The organism is Rhodococcus sp. 4CII, from assembly GCF_014256275.1.
Taxonomy (GTDB): Bacteria; Actinomycetota; Actinomycetes; order Mycobacteriales; family Mycobacteriaceae; genus Rhodococcus_F; species Rhodococcus_F wratislaviensis_A.
The window spans coordinates 6,150,001-6,176,233 of record NZ_JACCFE010000002.1; the positions used below are offsets into that span (position 1 = coordinate 6,150,001).

The following is a 26,233-nucleotide window of genomic DNA, read 5'->3' on the forward strand; positions in this document are numbered from 1 at the left end:
CATGTGCTGCCGGCCCGAGTGCCGGTGGGAGAAGGGTTATATCGACATACTGTTGGGTCCTGAGAGAACACGCGAGTGTTTTTTCTTTCAGGAAAGTGACGATCCGGTTCGAATGTCAGGCAGACCGCATCATTTCGGTGGTGGGCATGGTGCTGGCGGGAGTTCGAGCGGGGTGTGTTGTTTGAGAACTGCACAGTGGACGCGAGCATCTTTGTTGTAAGTAATGAAGAGCGTACGGTGGATGCCTTGGCACCAGGAGCCGATGAAGGACGTAGGAGGCTGCGATAAGCCTCGGGGAGCTGTCAACCGAGCTGAGATCCGAGGATGTCCGAATGGGGAAACCCAGCACGAGTGATGTCGTGTTACCCGCACCTGAATATATAGGGTGTGTGGAGGGAACGTGGGGAAGTGAAACATCTCAGTACCCACAGGAAGAGAAAACAATAGTGATTCCGTGAGTAGTGGCGAGCGAAAGCGGAAGAGGCTAAACCATGGATGTGTGATAGCCGGCAGGTGTTGCATTCGTGGGGTTGTGGGGTTCATCTTGTCAATGCTGCCGTGTTGGCCGACAGTAAGAAATCGTTGTGTTAGTGGAAGTGGTCTGGAACGGCCCGTCGTAGAGGGTGAGAATCCCGTACACGAAAATGTGACGACTGTTGTGATGGAAACCCAAGTAGCACCGGGCCCGTGAAATCTGGTGTGAATCTGTCGGGACCACCCGATAAGCCTGAATACTCCCTGGTGACCGATAGCGGACTAGTACCGTGAGGGAAAGGTGAAAAGTACCCCGGGAGGGGAGTGAAATAGTACCTGAAACCGTGCGCTTACAATCCGTCAGAGCCTTTGCACACTTCGGTGTGGGGGGTGATGGCGTGCCTTTTGAAGAATGAGCCTGCGAGTTAGTGGCATGTCGCGAGGTTAACCCGTGTGGGGTAGCCGTAGCGAAAGCGAGTCCGAATAGGGCGTCCGTAGTGGCATGTTCTAGACCCGAAGCGGAGTGATCTACCCATGGCCAGGTTGAAGCGACGGTAAGACGTCGTGGAGGACCGAACCCACTTAGGTTGAAAACTGAGGGGATGAGCTGTGGGTAGGGGTGAAAGGCCAATCAAACTCCGTGATAGCTGGTTCTCCCCGAAATGCATTTAGGTGCAGCGTCGCGTGTTTCTCACCGGAGGTAGAGCTACTGGATGGTCTAGGGGGCCCACAAGCTTACCGAAATCAGCCAAACTCCGAATGCCGGTGAGTGAGAGCGCGGCAGTGAGACTGCGGGCGATAAGGTTCGTAGTCGAGAGGGAAACAGCCCAGATCGCCAGCTAAGGTCCCTAAGCGTGTACTAAGTGGAAAAGGATGTGGGGTCGCGAAGACAACCAGGAGGTTGGCTTAGAAGCAGCCACCCTTGAAAGAGTGCGTAATAGCTCACTGGTCAAGTGATCCTGCGCCGACAATGTAGCGGGGCTCAAGTACACCACCGAAGCTGCGGCATTCACACAATGCACCCCTGCGATTCTGCGGAGTCGTGGGCAGTGGTGTGGATGGGTAGGGGAGCGTCGTGTGGCCATGGAAGCGGCGGGGTGACCCAGCCGTGGAGGCCACACGAGTGAGAATGCAGGCATGAGTAGCGAAAGACGAGTGAGAAACTCGTCCGCCGAATGACCAAGGGTTCCTGGGCCAGGTTAATCCGCCCAGGGTGAGTCGGGACCTAAGACGAGGCCGACAGGCGTAGCCGATGGACAACGGGTTGATATTCCCGTACCCGTGTGAACGCGCCCCTGGTGAATCAGTGATACTAACCATCCTGAAGCGTCCTTACGTCCCTTCGGGGGCCCTGGACGTGGATGCATGGGACCTGATCTGGTAGTAGCCAAGCGATGGGGTGACGCAGGAAGGTAGCTGAGCCAGTCAGTGGTAATACTGGTGTAAGCCTGTAGGGCGAATGGTAGGCAAATCCGCCATTCACACAGCCTGAGAGGTGACGCATAGCCGAATGAGGCGAATTCAGTGATCCTATGCTGCCGAGAAAAGCCTCTAGCGAGCTTTCACACGGCCCGTACCCCAAACCGACACAGGTGGTCAGGTAGAGAATACTAAGGCGATCGAGATAACTATGGTTAAGGAACTCGGCAAAATGCCCCCGTAACTTCGGGAGAAGGGGGGCCTCGTCCGGTGATCACTCTTGCAGTGTGAGCTGGGTGGGGCCGCAGAGACCAGTGAGAAGCGACTGTTTACTAAAAACACAGGTCCGTGCGAAGTCGTAAGACGATGTATACGGACTGACGCCTGCCCGGTGCTGGAAGGTTAAGAGGACCGGTTAGCTCCTCGGAGCGAAGCTGAGAATTTAAGCCCCAGTAAACGGCGGTGGTAACTATAACCATCCTAAGGTAGCGAAATTCCTTGTCGGGTAAGTTCCGACCTGCACGAATGGCGTAACGACTTCTCAGCTGTCTCAACCATAGACTCGGCGAAATTGCATTACGAGTAAAGATGCTCGTTACGCGCGGCAGGACGAAAAGACCCCGGGACCTTCACTACAGCTTGGTATTGGTGTTCGGTTCGGTTTGTGTAGGATAGGTGGGAGACTGTGAAGCGCTCACGCCAGTGAGTGTGGAGTCGTTGTTGAAATACCACTCTGATCGTATTGGACCTCTAACCTCGGACCATGATCTGGTTCAGGGACAGTGCCTGGTGGGTAGTTTAACTGGGGCGGTTGCCTCCCAAAATGTAACGGAGGCGCCCAAAGGTTCCCTCAGCCTGGTTGGCAATCAGGTGTCGAGTGCAAGTGCACAAGGGAGCTTGACTGTGAGACTGACAGGTCGAGCAGGGACGAAAGTCGGGACTAGTGATCCGGCACCGGCAAGTGGAAGCGGTGTCGCTCAACGGATAAAAGGTACCCCGGGGATAACAGGCTGATCTTCCCCAAGAGTCCATATCGACGGGATGGTTTGGCACCTCGATGTCGGCTCGTCGCATCCTGGGGCTGGAGTAGGTCCCAAGGGTTGGGCTGTTCGCCCATTAAAGCGGCACGCGAGCTGGGTTTAGAACGTCGTGAGACAGTTCGGTCTCTATCCGCCGCGCGCGTTAGAAACTTGAGGAAGGCTGTCCCTAGTACGAGAGGACCGGGACGGACGAACCTCTGGTGTGCCAGTTGTTCCACCAGGAGCACCGCTGGTTAGCTACGTTCGGAAGGGATAACCGCTGAAAGCATCTAAGCGGGAAGCCTGTTCCAAGATGAGGTTTCTCACCCCCTCGAGGGGGTAAGGCCCCCGGCAGACCACCGGGTTGATAGGCCAGAACTGGAAGTCCGGTAACGGATGCAGGTGACTGGTACTAATAGGCCGAGGACTTACCACAAAGAAGCTACGCGTCCACTGTGCGGTATCTGAAACAACACACGTTTCGGAGCAGACCACGAAGAACACCACCCATGGGTGGTGGGATCTTCGCCGATGTTCCGTGTGACAGTTTCATAGAGTTACGGCGGCCATAGCGGAGGGGAAACGCCCGGTCCCATTCCGAACCCGGAAGCTAAGCCCTCCAGCGCCGATGGTACTGCACCCGACAGGGTGTGGGAGAGTAGGACACCGCCGAACATCCGTTACCGAAAGCCCCCCAACACCGTTGGGGGGCTTTCGGCATTCCGGGGCATCGAATCGTGCGCACCACAACAGGTTTCACCGGCGATCGCCGCCGGCAAGGACCTGAAGTGCTCGGGCCGCCAGGTGAAGATTCAGGCGCGTGTCGACGCTCCGGAGGTCGCGTCCGGTCAGTTCGTGGATGCGGGACATCCGGTACCGCAAGGTGCTGCGGTGGATCCGGAGGGCCTGTGCGGTTTCGTCGTACTTGCCGCCGCATTCGAGATATTGGGCCAGCGTGGCAGTCATGGTGCTCCGGTGCTCCCGGTCGTAGTCGAGGAGCGGTCCGAGCCATTCCTGGACGAACGCCTCGACGTCGCCGGTGCTGCTGTGCGAATCGAGGATGCGGTAGACGCCGAGGTCGTCGAACAGTGCCACTCCGCGGGGTGACAGCGACTGTTTCCGGATTTCGAGCGCACGCGTCGCGTGGGTGTGCGAACTGGGCAGACTGCTGGGTGAGCTGCATTCGGAGCCGACACCGACCACCCCGACGGCGGGCCCGAGTGCCTTCTCCAACGCTCCGAAGAGGGTGTTCACGTCGGTCCTCGCGTCTACGACGGCGGTAAGAACCTTGGGTCGGGTGTCGTTGCCGTGGACGAGCAGGGCTGCGGAATCGCTCGACGCGAGGTGACGTCGGAACGCGTCGGCCACGGATTCGACGGGTGTGTCCGGGCTCCACTGGACCACCACGACGCGCTGCGGTGTGTGCAGGTCGTACCCGAGCGCGTCGGCCCGTGAGTACGCGCTGTCGTCGTCGGTCCCCGCGAGCAGGTCGGCTCCCAGGTCGCGGCTGAGCCGCGCCTCCGTTTCGGCGAGGGACCTGCGGTGCGACATGTCCACGGCGAGGACGGTCGCGGCGTACTCGAGGGCGAAGGTGTGCAAGTCGGTGGCCCGATGGTCCGGGTCGGACAGGTACAGGATTCCGAGGAGCGTCTTGCCGGGCCGGACCATCTGCACGATCCGGTTGTCGTCGCGCAGAGGACGTCCCTCCGTCGTGGCGCGGCGAATGAGGTCGACGCGGTTCCGGCCGCCGACCTTGCGGTACTTGGGGGGTCTGTCAGTGCCGGCCCAGACTCGAAGATTGCCGAAGGCGTCCTCGATCCCGACCGCGAGTCCGGTCAGCTGGCGGAGGGTCTCGGCGATGGCGGACTCGTCGCCGCCGGCGGCGACGAGGCCGCCGAACGACCGATGGATCTTCGCTTCCTGCTCCAGCCGCTGCGCCCGGGCCGTGATCGTGGCGATGTCCTCCGCAGCCTCGAGCAGTTGCCGCTCCTGGGTGGCGGCCCGCCCTCGCATCGATGTGGCGCGCAGGGCTGAGCCCGTGTGCTGAATCAGTAACTCGAGCAGTGTGGCCTGCAACGGGGTCGGCGGGTAGTCGGCCCGCAGAGTCAGCGACACCGGCCTGGACCACGAATCGTCGAGCAGGACGCGATGCCGCCAGACGTCGCCGTCGTCGTGGAGGTCGCCCGTCACCGCCGATGCGGGCTCCACCGTGAAGGGGCCGAGTTCGGGGAGTGCGTCCACCATCAGGGCGAGGATCTCGTCCCGGTTTCCGCAGTCGTGCATGTGCGCGGTGACGGACAGCACCGCGCACAGGTTCGCCGCCCGCGGTGTGTGATCCACCCTCGGGTCTGGGGCTGCATCCACATCCATGGCATGGAACTACCCCGTTTTGCGCTGTCGAAACCGGGACGCTGTCCGGAGAGGCCGGATTCCGGGGGATTCTTTCGTTCCGTGGTGACCATGTGGCGACGCGCGTCAACCGCCAACCTTGGTAACTGAGGGGTGGCAAATATGACCCGATCCAGTAACTGGCACGATCCCGACCTGAACATGATTCGCGATGTCGTCGCACATACGTCGGACGGGTGCGAGGGCTGTCTCGCACTCGGTACCCGCTGGGAGCACCTGATGTTGTGCCTGACGTGCGGCTATGTCGGATGCAGCGATGCGTCACCGATGAGACACGCGAGACACCACGCCGAGCGCAGCGGTCACCCGATCGTCCAGTCGCTCCACGCGGGGGACAACTGGCGCTGGTGCTTCGTGCACGACGTCCAGATCTGCACGCCGTACCCGGCGACCGGGGCCCGAGTGGTCGCGCCGAGCCTGGTCCCCGGACCGTCGGAGGACGTCAGGCACGGTCTCCGTATCGCGCGATCGCAGTAACGATCGCCGCAGCAGCGACGCGACGCCGCCCCGTCGCGGGCGGAGTTGTTCCCGGGTGCCGTGGGAAGATCTCGGCATGGGTAAAAGCGCGACGCCGCAGGGCGATCCAGCCCGCACCATGGAGCTGTTGTGGGGTGGCGGCAGTGCACCGATCTCGCGCCCCCGCGAGGGGAAAACCGGCCTGACACTGGACCGTATCGTCGACGCCGCCGTTGCCGTCGCGGACGCGGAAGGGCTGGACGCCGTCTCGATGCGACGGCTGGCGGCCGAACTCGGCACCGGCGCGATGTCGCTGTACACACACGTGCCGGGAAAGTCGGAGCTCGTCGAGGTGATGCTCGATCGCGCCCTCGCAACACTCGATCCGGCGGAGCACACCGATAGAGTGTGGCGGGAGCGACTCACGGATGCCGCCCGCGACTACTTCCAGCTGTTGTGTGCGCACCCGTGGATGCTCGGCGTCGTCGCACTGAGCCGGCCGGTTCTCGGACCGGGTGGGATGGCCAAGTACGAACGGGAACTGCGCGCGGTCGAGGGCCTGGGACTTTCGGACATCGACATGGACTCCGTCGTCACGCTGCTGGATAGTTTCGTCGTTGGGGCGGCGCGGGCCGCGGTGGACGCGGCAGCGCTCGCCGCCCAGGGCGAGGTGGACAGTGAATGGTGGCGGAACATCGCTCCGCATTTCGAGAAGGTCTTCGATCCCGACAGGTTTCCGCTGGCCGCTCGGGTGGGAACCTCGGCGGGCGAGTACCACAACGCCGCGTTCACTCCGGCACACGCATTCGAATTCGGGCTCGCCCGGCTACTCGACGGAGTCGGCGCCCTCATCGTCGACGGCGGAACCGGCGCCCATTAGTTCGGCGGGAATCGCCAGCGTGGTCGGCTCGTTACGCCCGCGCAGGGTGACGGTGTCCGTGAGTTTCCACTGCTTGCGTTCGTTCTCGGCGGCGGAATCGATCGCGCGCTGCGACGCGACGACGTGCCCGGCGACGTTCTTGGCGAGCTCGGACAGTCTCGCCGCCTCGTTGACGGGATCGCCGATCACCGTGTATTCGAAACGTTCGTGTGCGCCGACGTTCCCGGCCACGGCCCGGCCCGCGGCCACGCCGATCCCCGCGTCGCACTCCGGCACCTCGGCCGAGAGGCGTTCGCGCAGTGCCCTAGCCGCGGAGAGGGCGGCGCCGGCATGATCGTCGAGAGCGACGGGCGCCCCGAAGATGGCGAGCGCCGCGTCGCCCTCGAACTTGTTGACGAACCCGCCCCGCCGGTCGACCTCGTCGACGACCACGTCGAAGAAGCGATTGAGCAGGTCCACGACCTCCGCCGGTGACCGGGTGGCTGCGATCGTGGTGGATCCGATGATGTCGACGAACAGCACCGCCACATCCCGTTCCTCCCCGCCGAGTTCGGGATGGTGGCGGAGCGCCTGGGAGGCCACCTCCTGCCCGACGTGGCGACCGAACAGGTCGCGGATCCGCTCGCGTTCGCGCAGTCCCTCCGCCATCCGGTTGAACCCGGTCTGCAATGCGCCGAGTTCGGTCCCGTCGTACACGACGACCTCGGCGTCGAGGTCGCCCTCCGCCACCTTCGCCATGCCCTGCGACACCGAGCGGATCGGCGCCTCGGTGGCCCGCACGCTGATCACGACCAGCAGGAGTCCGAAGAGCAGGATCACCCCGCCGAGCGCGAGGATCGACACCGCGAGGCTGGTCGGGCTCGCGGGGCGGATGAAACTGAAGATCGCGATGAGCATCAGCCCCAGCACAGGAACGCCGGTTCCGAGTATCCACGCCAGTGCCGTGCGACCGGTGATGCCGAGTGTGCGGCGGGGGCGCGGTCCGTCGGATCCGAGTGCCCGCGCGGCGATGGGGCGGAGCGCGAATTCCGTCAACAGGTAACAGAATGCGCAGACCGTGATCCCCGCCAGGGCGATCGTGAACGCGACCTTCGGGATGGTCTGGGGATCGATGATGCCGTACAGCGTGGTGAAGAAGATCAATCCGATGCCCCACAGCGCCGCCTGGACCCGGGTCAGGCGCCACGGTGCGCGAAACGCGGCCGCCCGGTCGCGGTCGGTGGGCTCGCCGTCCTCCGTCGCCCACCGCAGATCCGACACCAACCGCTTGGTGCCCCAGGTCACTCCGATCAACACCGCGCACAGCACGAACACCGGCACCGCGACGAAGTTCGCGATCGTGAACTCGCTCGTCCACACGCTCGGGCCCGGGACGACGATGCTGACGAGCAGGGAAGTGATCAGCGCGCCGACGAGATTGGTGAACACCAGCGGGGCGGTCAGCAGCAATTGGACACGGATGCGGCGCCGGCGCGGACTCTCGTCGGGCGATCCGAGCAACCACGATCCCAGCGGGGCGACGGATCGGCGAGGGCTGCGCATAGTCATTCGAGACTAGTCGGGGCGATCCCTTAGGGTGGGCGGGTGCGCCTAGTGATTGCCCGATGCAGAGTCGACTACGTGGGCCGCTTGACGGCACATCTGCCCACCGCCCGTCGTCTGTTGCTGATCAAGTCCGACGGCTCGGTGAGCATCCACGCCGACGACCGTGCCTACAAGCCGCTCAACTGGATGTCGCCGCCGTGCTGGCTCGTCGAGGACTCCGCCGAGGATGCGGAAGCCCTGTGGGTGGTGACCAACAAGGCCGGCGAGGAACTGCGGATCACCATCGAGGAGATCGAGCACGACTCCAGCCACGAGCTCGGCGTCGATCCCGGGCTTGTCAAGGACGGTGTCGAGGCACACCTGCAGGAACTGCTCGCCGAGCACGTCGAAACCCTCGGCAGCGGTTACACGCTCGTCCGGCGCGAATACATGACCGCGATCGGTCCCGTGGATCTGCTGTGCCGGAATGCCGACGGCGCGTCCGTCGCTGTGGAGATCAAACGCCGGGGCGACATCGACGGTGTCGAACAACTCACGCGGTACCTGGAACTGCTCAACCGGGATCCGCTGCTGGCCCCGGTGAGCGGCGTCTTCGCCGCCCAGCAGATCAAGCCGCAGGCCAAAACGCTTGCCACCGACCGTGGAATCCGGTGCCTGGTGCTCGACTACGAGGCGCTGCGCGGCACCGAGAGCACCGAGTTCCGGCTCTTCTGAGGCCTAGGCTGAATCCGTGCCCCGTCGTAAACCGCAGCGGAAGAACACGCGCCGCAGTGCGCCCACGGACAACTCCGAGGGGTCGCTGTTCGGAAGCGCGCTGATGCGTCAGGAATCCGGCCCGGCAGGCGATGCGGACGAGAGCTACATCGTGCGCACCGTCCCCGGGGCCCGGGCGACCAAGTCCTACCGGTGCCCCGGCTGCGATCACGACATCCGGCCGGGCGTCGCCCACCTCGTCACATGGCCAGCCGAATACGGCGGAGCCGAGGATCGGCGGCACTGGCACACCGGGTGCTGGTCGGGACGCAGCACCCGGGGCCTGACGCGCAGGTGGTCCTAGCTTCCCGTCTTCACGGTTCGCTGATCTGCCGGGCGAGGGGCCGGATTCTTCTCGACAGTTGTCAGTACCGCCGTGTCCTCGTCGGAGTTGTCCGACTCGCCCTCGGACTTCTTCTCGGACTCGTTCGGCGCGTTCTTCCGGTCTGCGGCGGCGCCCGGCTTCGTGTTCGCGTTCTTGTTCTCGTTCGAGCGCTGCTCGGAGTTCGACGACGCTGCGTCGGGCTGCGCGTCGAGGAGTTCGCTCTCGCGGTTGACCGACGCCAGCATCGCGGGAACGGAATCGAGCTGTCCCCGAATTCCCAAGAGCTGCGCCAGGATCCGGCCGCGGAGCACTCGCAGTTCCTCCGCCAGTTCCTTGGCGTGCGCGATCTTGCGCTCCGACTGGTCGGTGGCCGCCTGCAGTCTGCGCTCCGCCTCGTGGGTGGCGTCGGCGAGCCGACGATGCGCCTCCGCCTTGCTGGTGGCCTCGAGCTCGTTGACCGCGGTGATCGTCTTCTGGCGACGCTCGGACATCGCGAGGTCGAAGTCTTCCTGCACCTGCGAGCGGCGCAGTTCGGCTTCGGCAGCGAGCCGGTCGCGCTCGGCCTGGGCGGCCTCGACGATCTTCGCCGCCTCCGTGCGGGCCTTGGCCATGGTCTGCTCGTGCTGGATCTCGAGAGCGCTGCGGCGGTCTTCGAGTTCCGCGACCAGCGACTCGTACTGGCCGCGGAGCTGCGCGCCTTCCTGCTCGGCGACGGAGATCATCTCGGCGGCGTCGGCCTCGGCCTTGGCCCGCACCTCGGACGCTTCGTCCGACGCGAGACGGAGCATGCGCGAGATGCGGTCGCTCATCCCCTCCGCGGTGGTGGGAGGGACGGACAGGCGGTCGACGTCCTTGCGGAGATCGTCGATCTCGTCGCGCGCGTCGTCGAGCTGCTTGGCGAGGTCCCGCGCCTGCGCCGCCGCGGCGTCGCGGTCGGCGGCAGTGACGCGGAGCTCGGCGTCGAATCGCTCGAAGTAGTTGCGTACCTCGTCCCGGTCGAATCCCTTACGCACGGTGGAAAAGGGAAGGGGGATCGAACCACGGTCCTGCTCGTTTACCATGGCCGCCAATCTACCTGGGCAAAGTAGAACTTGTCTCTGCGCCTGGTGCCCGGCGCTAGTGGCTCGCCGCGGGCTCCACCAGTTCGACGAGAACGCCGCCCGCGTCCTTCGGGTGCACGAAGTTGATGCGCGAATCTGCGGTTCCCCGGCGGGGAGCGTCGTAGAGCAGCCGGACGCCGCGCTCGCGCAGCTGAGCCGAAATGGCGTCGATGTCCGTGACGCGGTACGCGAGCTGCTGCAGGCCGGGACCGCTGCGGTCGATGAACTTGGCGATCGTCGAGTTCTCGTTCAACGGTGCGAGCAGTTGCAGCGCGGTGCTGCCGGCGGGAGAGCCGACGACGCTCAGCATCGCTTCGCGCACGCCCTGCTCTTCGTTCACCTCTTCGTGCGTCGACACCATGCCGAGGTGTTCGGAGTACCACGCGATGGCGGCGTCGAGGTCGGGAACGGCGATGCCGACGTGGTCGATGGCGGTCACCAGGTCCGAGGACAGTGGGGACGTGGTCTGAGTGGGGGAGGACTGTGTCATGGTCCCGACGTTAGCGCTACCGTTTCGGTAGTTCTCGTCGGGATGTGACTTCGGTCGCCCGGCACCTGTCCATTCGTTCGCACGCGGAGGAAATCGTGACCAGTTCTGTGATCGTCGCCGGAGCCCGGACCCCGATGGGCCGATTGCTGGGTTCGTTGAAGGAGGTGTCGGGTTCGGATCTCGGCGGGGTCGCGATTCGTGGCGCGCTGGAGAAGGCGGGCGTCGCTCCCGAGCAGGTCGAGTACGTGATCATGGGCCAGGTGCTCACGGCCGGTGCGGGTCAGATCCCGGCCCGGCAGGCGGCGGTGGCCGCCGGCATCGGCATGGACGTGCCCGCGCTGACGATCAACAAGGTGTGCTTGTCCGGGATCGACGCGATCGCTCTGGCGGATCAGCTCATCCGGGCCGGCGAATTCGAGGTCGTGGTCGCCGGGGGGCAGGAGTCGATGTCCCGCGCCCCGCACCTGCTGGAGAAGTCGCGGGAGGGATTCAAGTACGGCGACGTCACGATGCGCGACCACATGGCCTTCGACGGGTTGTACGACATCTTCACCGATCAGGCGATGGGGAGTCTGACGGAGGCGAAGAACGCCGAGGACGGGCAGCGGATCAGCCGCGAGGAGCAGGACGCGTTCGCGGCGGCGTCGCATCAGCGGGCGGCGCGGGCCTGGAAGGACGGGGTCTTCGACGACGAGGTGGTACCGGTGCCCGTACCGCAGCGCAGGGGTGAACCCGTGCTGGTCGGCTCCGACGAGGGCGTGCGCGGGGACACGACGGCGGAATCCCTCGCCAAGCTGCGGCCGGCGTTCAGCAAGGACGGCACCGTCACCGCCGGGTCGGCGTCGCAGATCTCGGACGGAGCCGCCGCCGTCGTGGTGATGAGCAAGGCGAAGGCCGAGGAACTCGGGCTGTCGTGGATCGCCGAGATCGGGGCGCACGGGGTGGTGGCGGGTCCGGATTCGACGTTGCAGTCGCAGCCCGCGCGGGCGATCGCGAAGGCGTGCGCCAAGGAGGGGATCGACCCGAAGGACTTGGATCTGGTGGAGATCAACGAGGCGTTCGCGGCGGTGGGGATCGCGTCGACGCGGGAGCTGGGGTTGGATCCGGAGATCGTGAACGTCAACGGCGGGGCGATCGCGATGGGGCATCCGCTGGGGATGTCGGGGGCGCGGATCGCGCTGCACCTGGCGTTGGAATTGCGCCGACGCGGTGGGGGCGTGGGTGCGGCGGCGCTGTGTGGTGGCGGCGGTCAGGGTGACGCCCTCATCGTCCGCGTCCCCCGGGCCTGATCCGACGACAGTCCGCGGTGGTGTATCTCACACCACTACGGACTGTCGTAGATGGTCGGGCACAATGGTCGGCATGGCGAACGTCTTCGATCTCAGCACCACGGCCAAGCGCTTCCGATTTGTCGCAATTCTGGAGGCCTTCACGTGGCTCGGCCTCCTCATCGGCATGGCCTTCAAGTACCTGCCTGCCGACGGCAACGAGATCGGCGTGAAGATCTTCGGCCCCATCCACGGTGGCGTCTTCGTCCTGTACCTGCTCGTCTCGCTGTGGACTGCTCGCAAGCTGAGCTGGAACCTGGTCACCACGTTCTGGGCCCTCGTCGCCAGCGTCCCGCCGTTCGGCACCGTCATCTTCGAGGTCTGGGCGGCGCGCACCGGCCGCATGGCGGAACTGTCCCGGTCGACCACGGTGAAGGCCGAACCCTCACTCGTCTGACCGACACCGCCGTAGGCACGGCCCGCATTCCGGTGCGCCCGCAAATCGTGACAAACTGGTGGGCGTGACTCGACCAGGTTCTCGTCCGTCAGCGCGTTCCTCAGCAGTGGCCGCCGCCATGAGTGGAGCAGTCGATCTCTCCGCACTCAAGGAGCGGGCGGCCGCTCCGCCCCCGCCGGCGCCCGCACCCTCCGGTGACGGTGCCGCCCCGGCCGGCCCCGGCAGCACCGGGCTCGCACCCGTCATCGACGTCACCGAGGCGACGTTCGAGGCCGAGGTGCTCGTCCGGTCCCAGCAGGTTCCGGTCGTCGTAGACCTGTGGGCCACCTGGTGCGAGCCCTGCAAACAACTCTCCCCGCTGCTCGAGAAACTGGCGCGGGAGGCCGGTGGCACCTGGGTGCTGGCCAAGGTCGACGTCGACGCCAACCCGCGCATCGCGCAGGCGTTCGGTGTGCAGTCCGTCCCGACCGTGGTCGCCATCGCCGGCGGGCAACCGCTCGCCGACTTCCAGGGCGCGCAGCCGGAACCGCAACTGCGTCAGTGGCTCGCCGCCGTCCAGCAGGCGGTCGCCGGAAAGCTGTCCGGACCGCCGGCCGGCGACGGCGACCCGGACGAGCCCGAGCCCGAGGATCCACGCTTCGCCGCCGCCGAGGCCGCCCTCGACGAGGGCGACCTGCCGGCCGCCGAGGCCGAGTTCCAGAAGATCCTCGACGAGGAGCCGGCCAACGCCGAGGCGCAGGGCGCGATCCGGCAGGTGCGTTTCCTCGCCCGCGTGCAGTCCGTCGATCCCGGCGCCGTCGCCGCGGCGGACGCCGCCCCGAACGATATCGACGCCCAGTTCCAGGCCGCCGACGTCGAGCTCTACTCCCAGGCCCCCGACGCCGCGTTCGCCCGGCTCATCGGTCTGGTGGCCCGCAGCGCCGGCGACGACAAGACGCGGGTCCGCACCCGCCTGCTGGAACTGTTCGAGCTGTTCGACCCGGCCGAGCCCGTCGTCATGACGGCGCGCCGGAAGCTTGCCGCCGCCCTGTACTGAGGAGAACACCGGGGTGAGCGCCGACGGCACTCACCCCGGTTCCGGACCGGAACGTCAGCTCCGGACCCGCTCCACCCGTCCGACCAGGAAGACGTAGGACGCGATCCCGACCGCGGTCACCACGGTCATGTAGACGAATCCGGGCGCGAAACTGTCGTCGGTGACGAGCAGCCCGATGACGATCGGCGTCGCGATCGACGACAGGTTGCCGATGAAGTTGAACATTCCCCCGGTGAGCCCGAGCAGGCGTTCCGGTGCGAGAGCCGACACGAGCGACCAGGTGATCGACGCGAGACCGTTGCCGAAGAACGCGATGGACAGGAACACGATGACCATCGCGGTCGAGTCGGTGAAGTTGGCGCCGATCATCGCGACGGTCAGGAGCAGACCCACGATGATCGGGCCCTTCCGGGCTATTCCGAGCGACACCCCCTTCTCGAGCAGGAAGTCCGAGAACACCCCGGAGAACAGCACACCGACGAGCGCCGCGACGAACGGCAGCGAAGCGAGAAAACCGGACTTGATGTAATCCAAGCCCCGGTACCCGACGAGGTAGGTCGGGAACCCGGTGAGGAAGAACCAGAGCGTCGACGTGAGGCAGAACTGGCCCAGATAGATCCCCCACAGCTTGCGTCGGCCCAGACAGTGGCTACATCGGGGCGGGTCACGGCCGGACGTCCGGGTTGCTGCTTCTCCACGAGGTCGATGAGTCCGCCGCCGTCGCGGATCAGCTCGATCTCCGCCTCGTTGGCCCGTGCGCAGGGCCGCGGCCGGCGGCCGGCGTATCAGGTGGCGCTGCGGAGCCTGGTGCCGGTGGTGTGCCGGGCCGCCGGACGGATCTCCGCGGCACTCGGCTACCGGGAGATCTGAGAACGGACACCCTGCGAGGGTCAGCGGTACCGGCCCTCGCAGGCCTGTTCGCCACCGAGCACCCCGGTGCGGAACGCGTCGACCCGGGAGAATCCGCTCGGCACCGTCTCCCCGTTGACATCACTGGCGGCAAGTCCGTCCGTCAGCAGTCCCGACACGGCCTCGTCGAGGTCGCCGGGGGACAGCCACACGCTGCCCGCCTCCAGGGTGGCGGGATTGTCCGGACTCAGCGCGGTGGTGATGACGCCGGACAGGCAGGCGGCGCGGAGCGCGGTCTGCGGTGAATGCAGATCGTCGCCCCGGTCCCGTTGCAATGCCAGGGTGTACCGGGAGGCGAGCAGGACGTACGCGTTGTAGTCGCCGGTGAGGTTGGTCGGGAAGAGTTCACGCCTGCCCAGGTGGCCCGGTGTGCCGCGTTCGGCGAGGGCGTCGACGCTGACACCGATCGTGTTGGTGGCCGGGCAGTACGACACCGGTTCGGTGGCGTCGGCGTCCGGGCAGTCGAGGTCGGCTCCGTCGAGTTGCAGCGTCGGGGGATCGTCGAGATCGAAGATCTGCTGGAACGACGTGAAGAACGACTCGAGTGACTCCTCGGTGACGGGCAGTTCGCCGTCGTCGGATTCGTCGGCGAATCGCTGCGGCAGATCCGCGCGCCGCGAGTCGATCTCCTTCTCGTCGATCCGCGTGCACGGCGCCGGACCGTCCGTGAACCCGATCTGTGTTGCGGTGACTCGCTCGAACGCCGAACCGTGCACGTTGTCGGGGTCGTTCGGGTCGGTGTCGCCGATGGCCACCGCCGACGCGAGCACCTTGTTCAGCCCGTCCGACGTATTGAGCGTGAAATGGGGTGCCTTGTCCTCCGCGATGTGCCGCATGAACGCCCCCGCGAGGCAGTCGGCCTGCTGTTCCCGCACGATGCCACCGCCCACGTCCTCCTCGGCGATTCCCGCCTTCGTCTGGACGGCGTGGCCGTACTCGTGGGCCAGGACGAACACGGCGGCGACGACGCCGAACTTCTCCACGACCTCCGGCAGCAGCAGCGCCCGGTCCCAGCCGATCGTGTGGTCGGTGGTGCAATAGCCGGCGTTGAGGAGTTCCTTGGTGCTGTCTCCGCAGAACCGCGGGCCGGCGGTGTCGCGGGGATCCCAGGAGATCAGTTCCTCGACCGGTTCGAAATTGCGCTGGAACAGAACCGGAAATTCCGTGCTCCAGTAATCCTCGATGTCGCTGACCGCGTTGGCGACCATCGTGTCGATCTCGCCGCCGTCGGTGCCGGTGACCGGGAGATCGGCGTCGGGCACGCCCTTGCGGGCACCGCTCGGCCCCGACGTCGCATCCAGTCCCGCGACCTTGAAGGGGTCGTCGTAGATGGACGCCGCTTCGCCGTCGACGGAACGGGCGCATCCCGACAGGACGACCGCGGTCACGGCCAGCACGCCCATACTCGCAGCCCACTGCCGGCGTCGGGTCAGCAAGGCCGTGCCTTCATCAACGCTCCAGACTCATCCAGATCGCCCCGTTGGCGGGCAGTGCCACCTCTGCCGAGGCGGGACGGCCGTGCCACGGCTGCGAAGTCGCCGTCACCGCACCGAGATTTCCCCAACCCGATCCCGCATAGGCCTCGGCGTCGGTGTTGAGAATTTCACGCCATTCGCCCAGTTCTGGCAAGCCCACACGATAATTCGCGTGCGGGGAACCCGAGAAATTGAACAGGCAGGCCAGGATCGACCCGTCGGTGCCGTAGCGCAGGAAGCTCAGAACGTTGTTGGCGGTGTCGTTGGCGTCGATCCAGGAGAACCCGCCCGGCGAGGTGTCGAGAGTCCACAACGACGGGTGCTCGCGGTAGGTGGCGTTGAGGTCGTGGACGAGACGGAGCAGACCGCGATGGAAGCCGCCGGTGTACGGGTCGTCGATTTGGTGCCAGTCGAGTCCCCGCTCCTCGGACCATTCCGCGGTCTGTCCGAACTCCTGACCCATGAACAGCAGTTGCTTGCCCGGGTGGGACCACATGTACGCCAGCAGGGCCCGGACCCCGGCGGCCTTCGCGTGGTCGTTTCCCGGCATCCGCGTCCACAGTGTGCCCTTGCCGTGCACCACCTCGTCGTGGCTGATGGGCAGCACATAGTTCTCGCTCCACGCGTACATCAGGGAGAACGTGATCTCGTGATGGTGATAGCTGCGGTGGACGGGGTCGTGTGCCAGGAATCCGAGGGTGTCGTGCATCCACCCCATGTTCCATTTCATGTTGAAACCGAGACCGCCGACGTTGGTCGCGCGCGTGACCCCCGGCCACGCCGTCGACTCCTCGGCGACGGTGACCACGCCGCGGTGCTTCTTGTGGACCGTGGCATTGGTCTCCTGCAGGAATGCGACGGCCTCGAGGTTCTCCCGGCCGCCGTGGATGTTCGGCGTCCACCCGCCTTCGGGCCGTGAATAGTCGAGATACAGCATCGAGGCGACCGCGTCGACGCGCAGGCCGTCCACATGGAACTCGTCCAGCCAGTACAGCGCGTTGGCCACCAGGAAGTTGCGGACCTCCCGCCGCCCGAAATCGAACACGTACGTTCCCCAGTCGAGTTGCTCGCCGCGCTGAGGGTCGCTGTGTTCGTAGAGCGGTGTGCCGTCGAAACGGGCCAGGGCCCATTCGTCCTTGGGGAAGTGGGCAGGGACCCAGTCGACGATCACCCCGATCCCGGCTGCGTGCAGGTGGTCGACGAACCACCGGAAGTCGTCGGGGGAGCCGAACCGCGCGGTGGGCGCGTAGTACGACGTGACCTGGTAACCCCACGACCCGCCGAACGGGTGCTCGGCGACCGGAAGCAACTCGACGTGCGTGAAACCCGTCTCCGTGACGTGGGCGGCGAGTTGTTCGGCCATCTCGCGGTAGTTCAGCCCGGGACGCCACGAACCGAGATGCACCTCGTACACGCTCATCGGGGACTGCGCGGGTTCGGTCGCTGCGCGCTGCTCCAGCCACTCGGCGTCGTTCCATTCGTACGTGCTGACCGACACCCGCGACGCCGTCGCGGGCGGCACCTCGGTCGCGAAGGCCATCGGATCGGCCTTGTCGCGCACACTGCCGTCGGGCCCGTGAACCCGGAACTTGTACAACTCGCCGACCTCGATGCCGGGGATGAACAGTTCCCACACCCCGGTCGATCCGAGCACGCGCATCGGGAAGTTGCGGCCACTCCACCCGTCGAAATCGCCGATCACACTCACCCCGCGGGCATTGGGAGCCCACACGGCGAACGACGTGCCGATGACGGTGCCGTCGGGGGTGTCGTAGCGACGGCGGTGTGCGCCGAGGATCTCCCACAGTCGCTCGTGCCTGCCCTCGCCGAACAGGTGCAGGTCGAGCTCGCCGAGGGTGGGCAGGAACCGGTACCCGTCGGCGGAGACGTCGTTGTGACCACCCGGCCACGTCGTCGACAGCCGGTAGTCCATCAGGTCCCGGTACGGGACGAGGGTTCCCCACACCCCGTGCGCGAGATGTTCCAGCGAGAAGCTCGTTCCCCCGATGACGGCGTCGACGGCCTCGGCGTACGGCCGCAGTGCGCGGATGACCGTGCCCTCGGGGTGCGGGTGCGCCCCGAGGATCGAGTGGGGGTCGTGGTGCTCCCCGCGGGCCAGCAGGTCGAGGTCGGCGGCGTCGGGTGCGATGGCGGCAGGCGGTTCGACGGTCACTCTGTACCTCCGCGGTAGGCCAGCTTCGTTCTGGCCGGATAGGGGATCGACGGTAATGCCAGGATATGGGCCACGGAGCGCCACGGTTCGAGGCGCACGAAGTTGGCCTGGCCCCAGTGGTACTGCTCGCCGGTGACCTCGTCGAGCACGGTCAGGTGATCGTGCCAGTCGCGCCCGAGCGCAGGCATGTCGAGCCACACGTTGCCCTGCTCGGCGCCGTACGGGTTGAGGTTGATCACCGTCAGCACCGCATCCCCGGTGGTGGGGTCGAATTTGGAATAGGCGATCAGGGCGTCGTTGTCGACGTGATGGAAATGGATGTTGCGCAGCTGCTGCAACGCCGGATGCTGCCTGCGGATCCGGTTGAGCGCGGTGATCCACGGTTCGAGGGACTCGCCGCGTGCGGCCGCCCCTTCGAAATCGCGGGGACGTAACTGATACTTCTCCGAGTCGAGGTACTCCTCACTTCCCGGTCGCACCGGAACATGTTCGTACAGTTCGTACCCCGAATACACCCCCCACGTGGGAGACAGCGTCGCCGCCAGCGCGGCGCGCAGCGCGAACATGCCCGGACCGCCGTTCTGCAGGCTCTCGTGCAGGATGTCCGGGGTGTTGACGAAGAGGTTGGGGCGCGCCTCGTCGGCCTTCGCCGCGATCTCCTTGCCGAACTCAATCAGCTCCCACTTGGCTGTGCGCCACGTGAAATACGTGTACGACTGCGTGAACCCGCGCCGGGCGAGACCGTACAACCGCGCGGGACGGGTGAAGGCCTCGGACAGGAACAGGACGTCCGGATCCGACTTCTTGACCTCCGCGATCAGCCACTCCCAGAAGTCCGGCGGCTTGGTGTGCGGGTTGTCGACCCGGAAGATCTTGACGCCCGCCGCCACCCAGTGCCGCACCACCCGCAGCACCTCCGCGTAGATGCCGTCCCGGTCGTCGTCGAAGTTGACCGGATAGATGTCCTGGTACTTCTTCGGCGGATTCTCGGCGTAGGCGATGGTGCCGTCGGGAAGCACGGTGAACCATTCGGGGTGCTTTTTCGCCCACGGATGGTCCGGTGCGGCCTGCAGCGCCAGGTCGATGGCCACCTCCATGTGCAACTTCCCGGCGGCGGCGACAAAGGCCTTGAAATCGCGCATCGTCCCGAGCTGCGGATGGATGGCGTCGTGGCCGCCCTCGTCCGAGCCGATGGCCCACGGCGAACCGACGTCCTCGGGCGCCGGGGTCAGCGTGTTGTTGGGGCCCTTCCGGTTGATCTTGCCCACCGGATGGATGGGCGGGAGGTAGACGACGTCGAATCCCATCGACGCGATCCGGGGGAGCGCGGCCGCGGCGGTGGCGAACGTGCCGTGGCGGGGCCGTCCGTTCTCGTCCCAGCCGCCGGTGGAGCGCGGGAAGAACTCGTACCACGAGCCGAACAGCGCGCGGGTGCGGTCGACGAGCACCGTGTGCGGTTCGCTCTTCGTGACGAGGTCGCGCAGCGGATGCGCACGCAGCAGTTCGGTGACGTCCGACCCGAATGCCGGCGCCACCCGTTCGGACAGGTGGCGGTCGGAACGCAGCGACGCCGCGACTCCGGTCAGCCGGGAGCGGTCGGCGCGCGGGACGCCCTTCGCGGCACGCTCGAACAGCCGCGCACCGATCTCGAGGTCGTTGGCCAGTTCCGCCGCACCCTGACCTACCGACAGCTTGGCCTCGACCGCGTGTTTCCACGTGGTGACCGGATCGCTCCACGCCTCGATCCGGAACGTCCAGAGGCCTTCGCCGGTAGGTGTGAAGGAGCCGTCGACGGTATCGGGCATCGGACCGCCGGTCATGGGGATACGGAACGTCGCGGAGCCACCGGATGCGGCGCTGCGCGGACCCCGTACCGCGAGCGTGGCGGCCACGGCGTCGTGACCTTCGCGCCACACGGTTGCCCGGACGGGAAACACCTCACCCACAACGGCCTTGGCGGGATACCGACCGCACCCGATGTTCGGTTCCACGTCGTCGATACCGAGTCGACCTGTCACGCTGGGCTCCGTTCCATAGCCGAAAGTTGCCGGCGGCTCGTGGGCTGGGCCGCCGGTTCAACCGTAATGGAGTAGGCCGGTTCCTGTCCGTATTGGAGATATGGCGCCGACCCGCCCCGACACGCAGGCAGGGGTGCTCGTGGTGCGTTATCGTTCGCGAGGTGAAAGCCTTGCGTCGGTTCACTGTCCGAGCCCACCTTCCGGAGCGGCTCGCTGCCCTCGGTCCGCTGTCCACCAATCTCCGCTGGTCGTGGCATCCGGCCACGCAGGAGTTGTTCGGATTGCTCGACGAGGACCTGTGGCGGCAGGTGCAGTTCGACCCGGTCCGGATGCTCGGGGAGGTCGATCCCGCCCGCCTGGACGAACTGGCCGAGGACGTCTCGTTCCTTGCGCGGCTCGATGCTGCGGCGGCCGATCTCGACGACTACCTGTCGAGGCCCCGCTGGTACCAGAACCAGCAGGCCAAGGGAGTCACGCTGGACGGTGGGATCGCCTATTTCTCAATGGAGTTCGGTGTCAGCGAAGTGCTACCCAACTACTCCGGCGGTCTCGGAATCCTCGCAGGCGACCACCTGAAGGCTGCCTCCGATCTGGGCCTGCCGCTGATCGGCGTCGGGCTGTTGTACCGCTCGGGATACTTCCGGCAGTCGCTGACCGCGGACGGCTGGCAGGCCGAGCACTACCCGCCCCACGACCCGCAGGGTCTGCCGCTGCGGCTGCTCACCGAGTCCGGGCCGTCCTCGTCCGACGGTGCGCCCGTGCTCGTCCACGTCGCGGTCCCCGGCGGCCGCGTTCTGCGCGCCCGGGTCTGGATCGCACAGGTGGGGCGGGTCCCGCTGCTGCTGCTCGACTCCGACATCGCCGAGAACGACGCCGAGATGCGGGGCGTCACCGATCGCCTGTACGGCGGCGACCAGGACCATCGCATCAAGCAGGAGATCCTCGCCGGCATCGGTGGCGTGCGGGCCGTGCGCGCCTACACCCATGCCTACGGCCTGCCCGACCCCGTCGTCTTCCACATGAACGAGGGACACGCCGGGTTCCTCGGCATCGAGCGGATACGGGAACTGGTCACCGCGGGCGGCCTCGACTTCGACGAGGCGCTGGCCACGGTCCGCGCCGGCACTGTGTTCACGACCCACACCCCGGTGCCCGCCGGAATCGACAGGTTCCCTGCCGACCTCGTCCGGCACTACTTCGGCGGCGACAACGCCGTGAACGAATCCTCGCTGCTGCCGGGTCTGACGATCGACCGGATCCTCGGGCTCGGGCGCGAGCAGGATCCGGCGGTGTTCAACATGGCCCACATGGGCCTGCGACTCGGGCAGCGCGCCAACGGTGTGTCCAAGTTGCACGGCATCGTCAGCCGCGAGATGTTCCAGTCGCTGTGGCCGGGATTCGACGCCGACGAGGTGCCGATCGGCTCGGTGACCAACGGCGTCCACGCGCCCACTTGGGCCGCACCGGAGTGGATCGATCTGGCGACCCGCATTCTGGGCCCCGAACTGGTGGAGGAGGCCCGCGGCTGGGAGCGGCTGCAGGATCTGTCCGCCGAGGAACTGTGGTCCACCCGCAACGCCCTGCGCGGGAAGCTGGTGGAGGAGGTGCGCCGACGGGTGCGCGCGTCCTGGATCGAACGCGGCGCCACGTCGGCCGAGCTCGGCTGGACGGACGAGGTGTTCGACCCGAACGTTCTCACCGTCGGCTTCGCCCGCCGGGTGCCCACCTACAAGAGACTGACGCTGATGCTGCGCGACCCCGCTCGGCTGAAGGCACTCCTCCTCGACGAGGAGCGTCCGGTGCAGCTGGTGGTCGCGGGGAAGAGTCATCCTGCGGACGACGGCGGAAAGGCCCTCATCCAGCAGGTGGTGCGGTTCGCCGACGCCGCCGACGTCCGGCACCGGATCACGTTCCTTCCCGACTACGACATGTCGATGGCCCGCTACCTGTACTGGGGCTGCGACGTGTGGCTCAACAACCCGCTGCGACCGCTCGAGGCCTGCGGAACGTCCGGGATGAAATCGGCCCTCAACGGCGGACTGAACCTGTCGATCCGGGACGGGTGGTGGGACGAGATGTTCGACGGCGAGAACGGCTGGGCCATCCCCACCGCGGACGGCGTCGTCGACGAGACACGGCGGGACGACCTCGAGGCCAGCGCGCTGTACGAACTGCTCGAGCGGGCCGTCCTGCCCCGGTTCTACGACCGCGCGGACGGCCTGCCGGTGCGCTGGGTGGAGATGGTCCGTCACACCCTGCAGAATCTCGGTCCCAAGGTGCTCGCGTCGCGGATGGTGCGCGACTACGCCGTCCAGTACTACGCGCCCGCCGCCGAATCGGCCCGGACGGTGGCAGCCGACAACTTCGCCGGCGCCCGCGAGCTGGCCCGGTTCCGTCGCCGGGTCGAGGCAGCCTGGCCGGCGGTGGCGGTCCTGCAGGTCGACGGCGCGGGATTGCCCGACACCCCCGAGATCGGAGCGAATCTGGCACTCCGCGCCCGCATCCGCCTCGGTGAGCTCTCCGTCGAGGACGTCACCGTGCAAGCCGTCATCGGAAAGGCCGGTCCGGACGAGGAACTCACCGACATCATCACCCTCCCGATGACGCACCTGTCGTCCGACGAGTCGGGGGAGTTGTTCGCCGCGGACCTGGCGCTGCCGCTGTCCGGGTCGGTCGGATACACGGTGCGGGTCCTCCCGCACCACCGGTTGCTCGTCGATCCGTCGGAGCTGGGTCTGGTGGCTGTGCCGCACCCCTGACCGGTGCTACGCGTCGAGTCGGCCGAAGGGGGACCTCGGCGAACGTGCCGGGCGGGTTGTAGTACGGGGTGCGCGTGTAGAGGTCGAGTTGGGGTGGGGCGGCGAACCCTCCCCACAGCGCCTCACCGGTCACCGAGCTGGTTCCGTGTTCCACCCCGCAGGGTGCGAAGACGACGTCGAACAGCTCCACGTCGTGCCAGCCTGCCCTGCTACCAGGCGCGGGCGGCGCCGTCCCACAGGACCACGCATTCGTCCGACGCGGGATGGGTGGGGCGTCGATCACGTCGATCTTCGCGCCGCAGAACACGCGGACGGCGGGATCGCAGTCGTGGAAGGCGAGCTGCGACGGACCCGGCAGTGATTCCGGTGCCGCGCTGACCGCGTGCTCGACCGGCGGCGGGAAGAACCCCATGTCGCCCGGTCGGAATCGCGCCCAGTGATTCCGGACGAACACCTCACCCTCACCCTGGAGCGCGAGGATCGGCTCTCGGCGAGACCGTACGCGTGCATGTCCATCTCCCGGCCCGGTTCCAGGGTGAGCACGTGCACGCTTTGCGTCTGGAAACCCGTTCCGGGCCAGGCGATCAGACGCGTCGCGACCCCGTGCATCTCGACCTCGACTCCGTCGTTCAGCGATCCGATCGCCCCGGCCGCACGACTCTGCGCCGCCCTGCGGTGTCTCGCCACGGTAGAAACCGCAAGGTCCGCTTCTCACGCGAATCGGCAGACCCGCCGACAGCTCAGCGGCCCACGTCCCGTCGGCGGAATCCCGTGATTCCGGCGAGAAACAGAACCGCCGCGAGAATCAGCACAACGACGAGGGGAGGCGCCGAGAAACTCTCGGCCGGCAGGGCGGGCGTGTAGTGGAACGGGGACAGCATCCCGAACCAGACCGGGAGCACTTCCCCGAACATCCCGGCGACGAGCACATAGCCCAGGTAGGCCCACAGCACCGGCAGCATGCGGGGGACGATGCCGTACACGGCCGCACACAATCCGACGATCAGGAGAAGCGCAGGCACGGTGTTCAGTGCCGCACCGAGCAGCCGACCGACAGCGCCCGCGTCGGAGAGTGTGAACGCGGCGGTGATCCCCATGCCGATCCCCGCCGCCGCCGCGATGGCCACGGCCGCCGCGGCGGTCACCGCCAGCTGGCCGCCCAGCCACCGCGCCCGCGACACGGGAGTGGCCAGCGCCTCCTCGGCGCGACCGGACGACTCCTCCGAGCGGATGGAGGTGACGGCCCCGACGGCGTACATCGCGGCCATCACCACCAGGAACACCAGGTACAGGGCGAACGCGCCGTCGGCCGCCGCGGCGGCGCCGCCCGGTAACAGCTGCGCGAGATCGGGATCCTGGTCGATGAAATCGCCGATCTGCCGGCCGAGGGAACCGATGGGCAGCGACAGCGCGAACACGCCGACACCCCAGGCCAGAATCTGTCCGCGTTGCTGACGCGTCGCCAGCGCGGCGACACCGTTCAGGCGCGCGGTCGCCTCGGCGCGCCCACCCCGAGGCGGGAGGAGCCCCGCCCCGACGTCCCGGCGATCGGTGGCGGCATACGCGCCCAGCACGGTCAGGGCCGCCGCGACGAGGCCGATCAGCAACGGCCACCAGCGTTCGTCGACGTACGCGCGGGTGGCCTGCGACCAGCCGATCGGCGACACCCACGTCAGCAGGCTCCCGCTGTGACCCTGCTGCACGTCGCCCACGGCGCGCAGCAGGTACGCGACGGTGACCGCGCAGATCCCGGCCCCGCTCGCGGTGCGAGCGTGTTCGGTGAACTGGGACGCCAACGCCGACAGCGCCGTGAACACCAGACCCACCACCAGCACACCGACGGACATGTTCAGCGAACCCGCCGGAGGCAGACCCACGGCGAGCAACCCGATGACGAGCAGAAGCGCGACGAACACGTTGGCGAGCGCCGCGGAGATCAGTCCCGCCGTGATGCCCGCGTACCGACCGACGACGCCGGCGCGCACCAACTCCGTGCGCCCGGTCTCCTCCTCCGTCCGCAGGTGCCGCGTCACCAGCAGCACCGACATGACCGCCACCGCCACCATCGTCATGCCGGCTATCTCGTTGGCCACCATCGCGCCCAGCGTGTAGTCGTCGAGGCCGTACCCCGGACCGGCGAGCGCGGTGGCGGCCGGCGACGAGATGAGTTCGGCACGGGCCTGACGGGATTGGGCAGTCGGGTAGATCGTGGTGTAACTCGACGCGAGCAGCACGGTCAGTCCCGCGACCGCGACCGTCCACACGGGGATCCGGACCCGGTCGGTGCGCACCGCCAGTTCGGCGAGCACACCCGTTCCGCTCAATTGACTCACTGCGACCGTCCGATCCCGAGCGCCTCGACCTCGTCGCGGTACTCGCGGAGGAACAGGTCTTCGAGCGTCGGCGGATTGGCGGTGATCGAGACGATGCCCAGCCCGGTCAGTGTGGTCATGACCGGGTCGATCTGGTCGGAGTCGACGTCGAACGTCACGGTGTTCGCGTCGTCACCCTTCTGCAGGTTGTGCACGCCGGGGACGTTCGCGATGGGGTTGGGGCGGATTCGGGTGGTGGCCGTCACCGTGGTGCGGGTGAAATGACGCAGTTCGGACAGCGTTCCCGCCTGCACCGTCCTACCCGCGCGAATGATCGTGACGGCGTGGCACAGCGTGTCGACCTCGGAGAGGATATGGCTGGACAACAGGACGGTGCGTCCGCCGCGCGCGAATTCGGTGATGCACTCCTGAAACACGGCCTCCATCAACGGGTCCAGGCCCGATGTCGGTTCGTCGAGGATGAGGAGTTCGGTGTCGGCGGCCAGCGCCGCCACCAGGGCGACCTTCTGCCGGTTGTCCTTCGAATACGTGCGGCCCTTGCGGGTGGGATCGAGTTCGAACCGTTCGATCAGCGCGGCGCGCCGCGCCGGATCGAGTCCGCCGCGCAGGCGCCCGAGAAGGTCGATCGCCTCCCCACCGGACAGTGTCGGCCACAGATTCACTTCTCCCGGAACGTAGGCGAGTCGCCGATGCAGGGGAACGGAATTCCGCCAGGGATCGGAACCGAGAACGGACGCGGAACCGCCGTCGGCGCGCAGGAGACCGAGAAGAACCCGGATGGTCGTGGACTTACCCGAGCCGTTGGGGCCGAGGAATCCGTGCACCTCACCCGGCTTCACCTCCAGATCGAGGCCGTCGAGGGCGACGACTTCGCCGAACTTCTTGGTGAGTCCGCGGACTGAGATCGCAAGGTCCATCGGTCGAGCATAGGTGCG

General features: G+C 66.7%; 19 protein-coding genes and 2 rRNA genes. 11 read left to right on the forward strand and 10 right to left on the reverse strand.

Annotated features, from left to right (window positions below; translation table 11 throughout):
* Positions 1 to 214: 214 nt before the first annotated feature.
* Positions 215 to 3,348, forward strand: a 23S ribosomal RNA gene (locus tag H0B43_RS29260).
* A 122-nt stretch (positions 3,349 to 3,470) separates the two neighbouring features.
* Positions 3,471 to 3,587 (forward strand): 5S ribosomal RNA (gene rrf, locus H0B43_RS29265).
* An 81-nt stretch (positions 3,588 to 3,668) separates the two neighbouring features.
* Here the strand turns inward: rrf and H0B43_RS29270 are convergent.
* A complete protein-coding gene (locus tag H0B43_RS29270) occupies positions 3,669 to 5,282 on the reverse strand; it encodes a CdaR family transcriptional regulator (protein WP_185724736.1) in 1,614 nt (537 codons plus the stop codon).
* A 141-nt stretch (positions 5,283 to 5,423) separates the two neighbouring features.
* Between H0B43_RS29270 and H0B43_RS29275 the strand changes: the two genes are divergently transcribed.
* Complete coding sequence (locus tag H0B43_RS29275; protein WP_185724735.1) at positions 5,424 to 5,798, forward strand: UBP-type zinc finger domain-containing protein; 375 nt, start codon at positions 5,424 to 5,426, stop codon at positions 5,796 to 5,798.
* 76 nt (positions 5,799 to 5,874) lie between these two features.
* Positions 5,875 to 6,657, forward strand: a complete 783-nt coding sequence (locus H0B43_RS29280; RefSeq protein WP_185724734.1) for a TetR/AcrR family transcriptional regulator — start codon at positions 5,875 to 5,877, stop codon at positions 6,655 to 6,657.
* Here the strand turns inward: H0B43_RS29280 and H0B43_RS29285 are convergent.
* Positions 6,604 to 8,205: an adenylate/guanylate cyclase domain-containing protein gene (locus tag H0B43_RS29285; protein ID WP_185724733.1), complete on the reverse strand. Its 1,602-nt coding sequence runs from the start codon at positions 8,203 to 8,205 to the stop codon at positions 6,604 to 6,606. The two genes, H0B43_RS29280 and H0B43_RS29285, sit on opposite strands and share 54 nt — an antisense overlap.
* A gap of 36 nt (positions 8,206 to 8,241) precedes the next feature.
* Between H0B43_RS29285 and nucS the strand changes: the two genes are divergently transcribed.
* Both nucS and H0B43_RS29295 read left to right on the forward strand, forming a co-directional pair.
* Positions 8,242 to 8,916, forward strand: coding sequence for an endonuclease NucS (gene nucS / locus H0B43_RS29290; protein WP_185724732.1), 675 nt, complete (start codon positions 8,242 to 8,244; stop codon positions 8,914 to 8,916).
* 16 nt (positions 8,917 to 8,932) lie between these two features.
* Positions 8,933 to 9,259 (forward strand): ATP/GTP-binding protein, encoded by a 327-nt coding sequence (locus H0B43_RS29295; protein ID WP_185724731.1) that lies wholly within the window; start codon positions 8,933 to 8,935, stop codon positions 9,257 to 9,259.
* Here the strand turns inward: H0B43_RS29295 and H0B43_RS29300 are convergent.
* A complete protein-coding gene (locus H0B43_RS29300) occupies positions 9,256 to 10,341 on the reverse strand; it encodes a hypothetical protein (protein WP_185724730.1) in 1,086 nt (361 codons plus the stop codon). The two genes, H0B43_RS29295 and H0B43_RS29300, sit on opposite strands and share 4 nt — an antisense overlap.
* 55 nt (positions 10,342 to 10,396) lie before the next feature.
* Entirely contained in the window at positions 10,397 to 10,870 is a 474-nt protein-coding gene (gene mce / locus H0B43_RS29305) for a methylmalonyl-CoA epimerase (RefSeq protein ID WP_185724729.1), read from the reverse strand.
* A gap of 95 nt (positions 10,871 to 10,965) precedes the next feature.
* Between mce and H0B43_RS29310 the strand changes: the two genes are divergently transcribed.
* From H0B43_RS29310 to H0B43_RS29320, 3 genes are all read left to right on the forward strand, one after another.
* Entirely contained in the window at positions 10,966 to 12,159 is a 1,194-nt protein-coding gene (locus H0B43_RS29310) for an acetyl-CoA C-acetyltransferase (protein WP_185724728.1), read from the forward strand.
* Positions 12,160 to 12,223: 64 nt separating this feature from the next.
* On the forward strand, positions 12,224 to 12,595 hold the full coding sequence (locus H0B43_RS29315) for a DUF3817 domain-containing protein (protein ID WP_185724727.1): 372 nt from the start codon (positions 12,224 to 12,226) through the stop codon (positions 12,593 to 12,595).
* Positions 12,596 to 12,713: 118 nt separating this feature from the next.
* Positions 12,714 to 13,631 carry a tetratricopeptide repeat protein gene (locus H0B43_RS29320; RefSeq protein WP_185724726.1) on the forward strand — a complete coding sequence of 306 codons (918 nt, stop codon included), beginning with the start codon at positions 12,714 to 12,716 and terminating at the stop codon, positions 13,629 to 13,631.
* 54 nt (positions 13,632 to 13,685) lie between these two features.
* On the opposite strand, the gene H0B43_RS29325 is transcribed toward H0B43_RS29320, so the two are convergent.
* On the reverse strand, positions 13,686 to 14,393 hold the full coding sequence (locus H0B43_RS29325; RefSeq protein ID WP_312037651.1) for an MFS transporter: 708 nt from the start codon (positions 14,391 to 14,393) through the stop codon (positions 13,686 to 13,688).
* Here H0B43_RS29325 and H0B43_RS29330 point away from each other — a divergent pair.
* Positions 14,337 to 14,501: a hypothetical protein gene (locus tag H0B43_RS29330; protein WP_185730156.1), complete on the forward strand. Its 165-nt coding sequence runs from the start codon at positions 14,337 to 14,339 to the stop codon at positions 14,499 to 14,501. The two genes, H0B43_RS29325 and H0B43_RS29330, sit on opposite strands and share 57 nt — an antisense overlap.
* 20 nt (positions 14,502 to 14,521) lie before the next feature.
* Here the strand turns inward: H0B43_RS29330 and H0B43_RS29335 are convergent, their stop codons facing one another.
* The 3 genes from H0B43_RS29335 to H0B43_RS29345 are packed head-to-tail and all read right to left on the reverse strand — an operon-like array spanning position 14,522 to position 20,206.
* A complete protein-coding gene (locus H0B43_RS29335) occupies positions 14,522 to 15,943 on the reverse strand; it encodes a neutral zinc metallopeptidase (RefSeq protein WP_185729753.1) in 1,422 nt (473 codons plus the stop codon).
* A gap of 46 nt (positions 15,944 to 15,989) precedes the next feature.
* The gene (gene glgB / locus H0B43_RS29340; protein WP_185724725.1) at positions 15,990 to 18,188 is read right to left on the reverse strand and encodes a 1,4-alpha-glucan branching protein GlgB; all 2,199 of its coding nucleotides are present in this window, start codon (positions 18,186 to 18,188) and stop codon (positions 15,990 to 15,992) included.
* Positions 18,185 to 20,206, reverse strand: coding sequence for a maltotransferase domain-containing protein (locus H0B43_RS29345; RefSeq protein WP_185724724.1), 2,022 nt, complete (start codon positions 20,204 to 20,206; stop codon positions 18,185 to 18,187). The genes glgB and H0B43_RS29345 overlap by 4 nt, the downstream gene beginning before the upstream one ends.
* Before the next feature lie 161 nt (positions 20,207 to 20,367).
* Here H0B43_RS29345 and glgP point away from each other — a divergent pair, with 161 nt between their 5' ends.
* On the forward strand, positions 20,368 to 22,965 hold the full coding sequence (glgP, locus tag H0B43_RS29350) for an alpha-glucan family phosphorylase (protein WP_185724723.1): 2,598 nt from the start codon (positions 20,368 to 20,370) through the stop codon (positions 22,963 to 22,965).
* 740 nt (positions 22,966 to 23,705) lie between these two features.
* Here glgP and H0B43_RS29355 read toward each other — a convergent pair.
* Complete coding sequence (locus H0B43_RS29355; protein ID WP_312033650.1) at positions 23,706 to 25,298, reverse strand: anibiotic ABC transporter; 1,593 nt, start codon at positions 25,296 to 25,298, stop codon at positions 23,706 to 23,708.
* Positions 25,295 to 26,215 (reverse strand): ABC transporter ATP-binding protein, encoded by a 921-nt coding sequence (locus H0B43_RS29360; protein WP_185724722.1) that lies wholly within the window; start codon positions 26,213 to 26,215, stop codon positions 25,295 to 25,297. Before H0B43_RS29360 ends, H0B43_RS29355 begins: the two co-directional genes overlap by 4 nt.
* Positions 26,216 to 26,233: the final 18 nt, after the last annotated feature.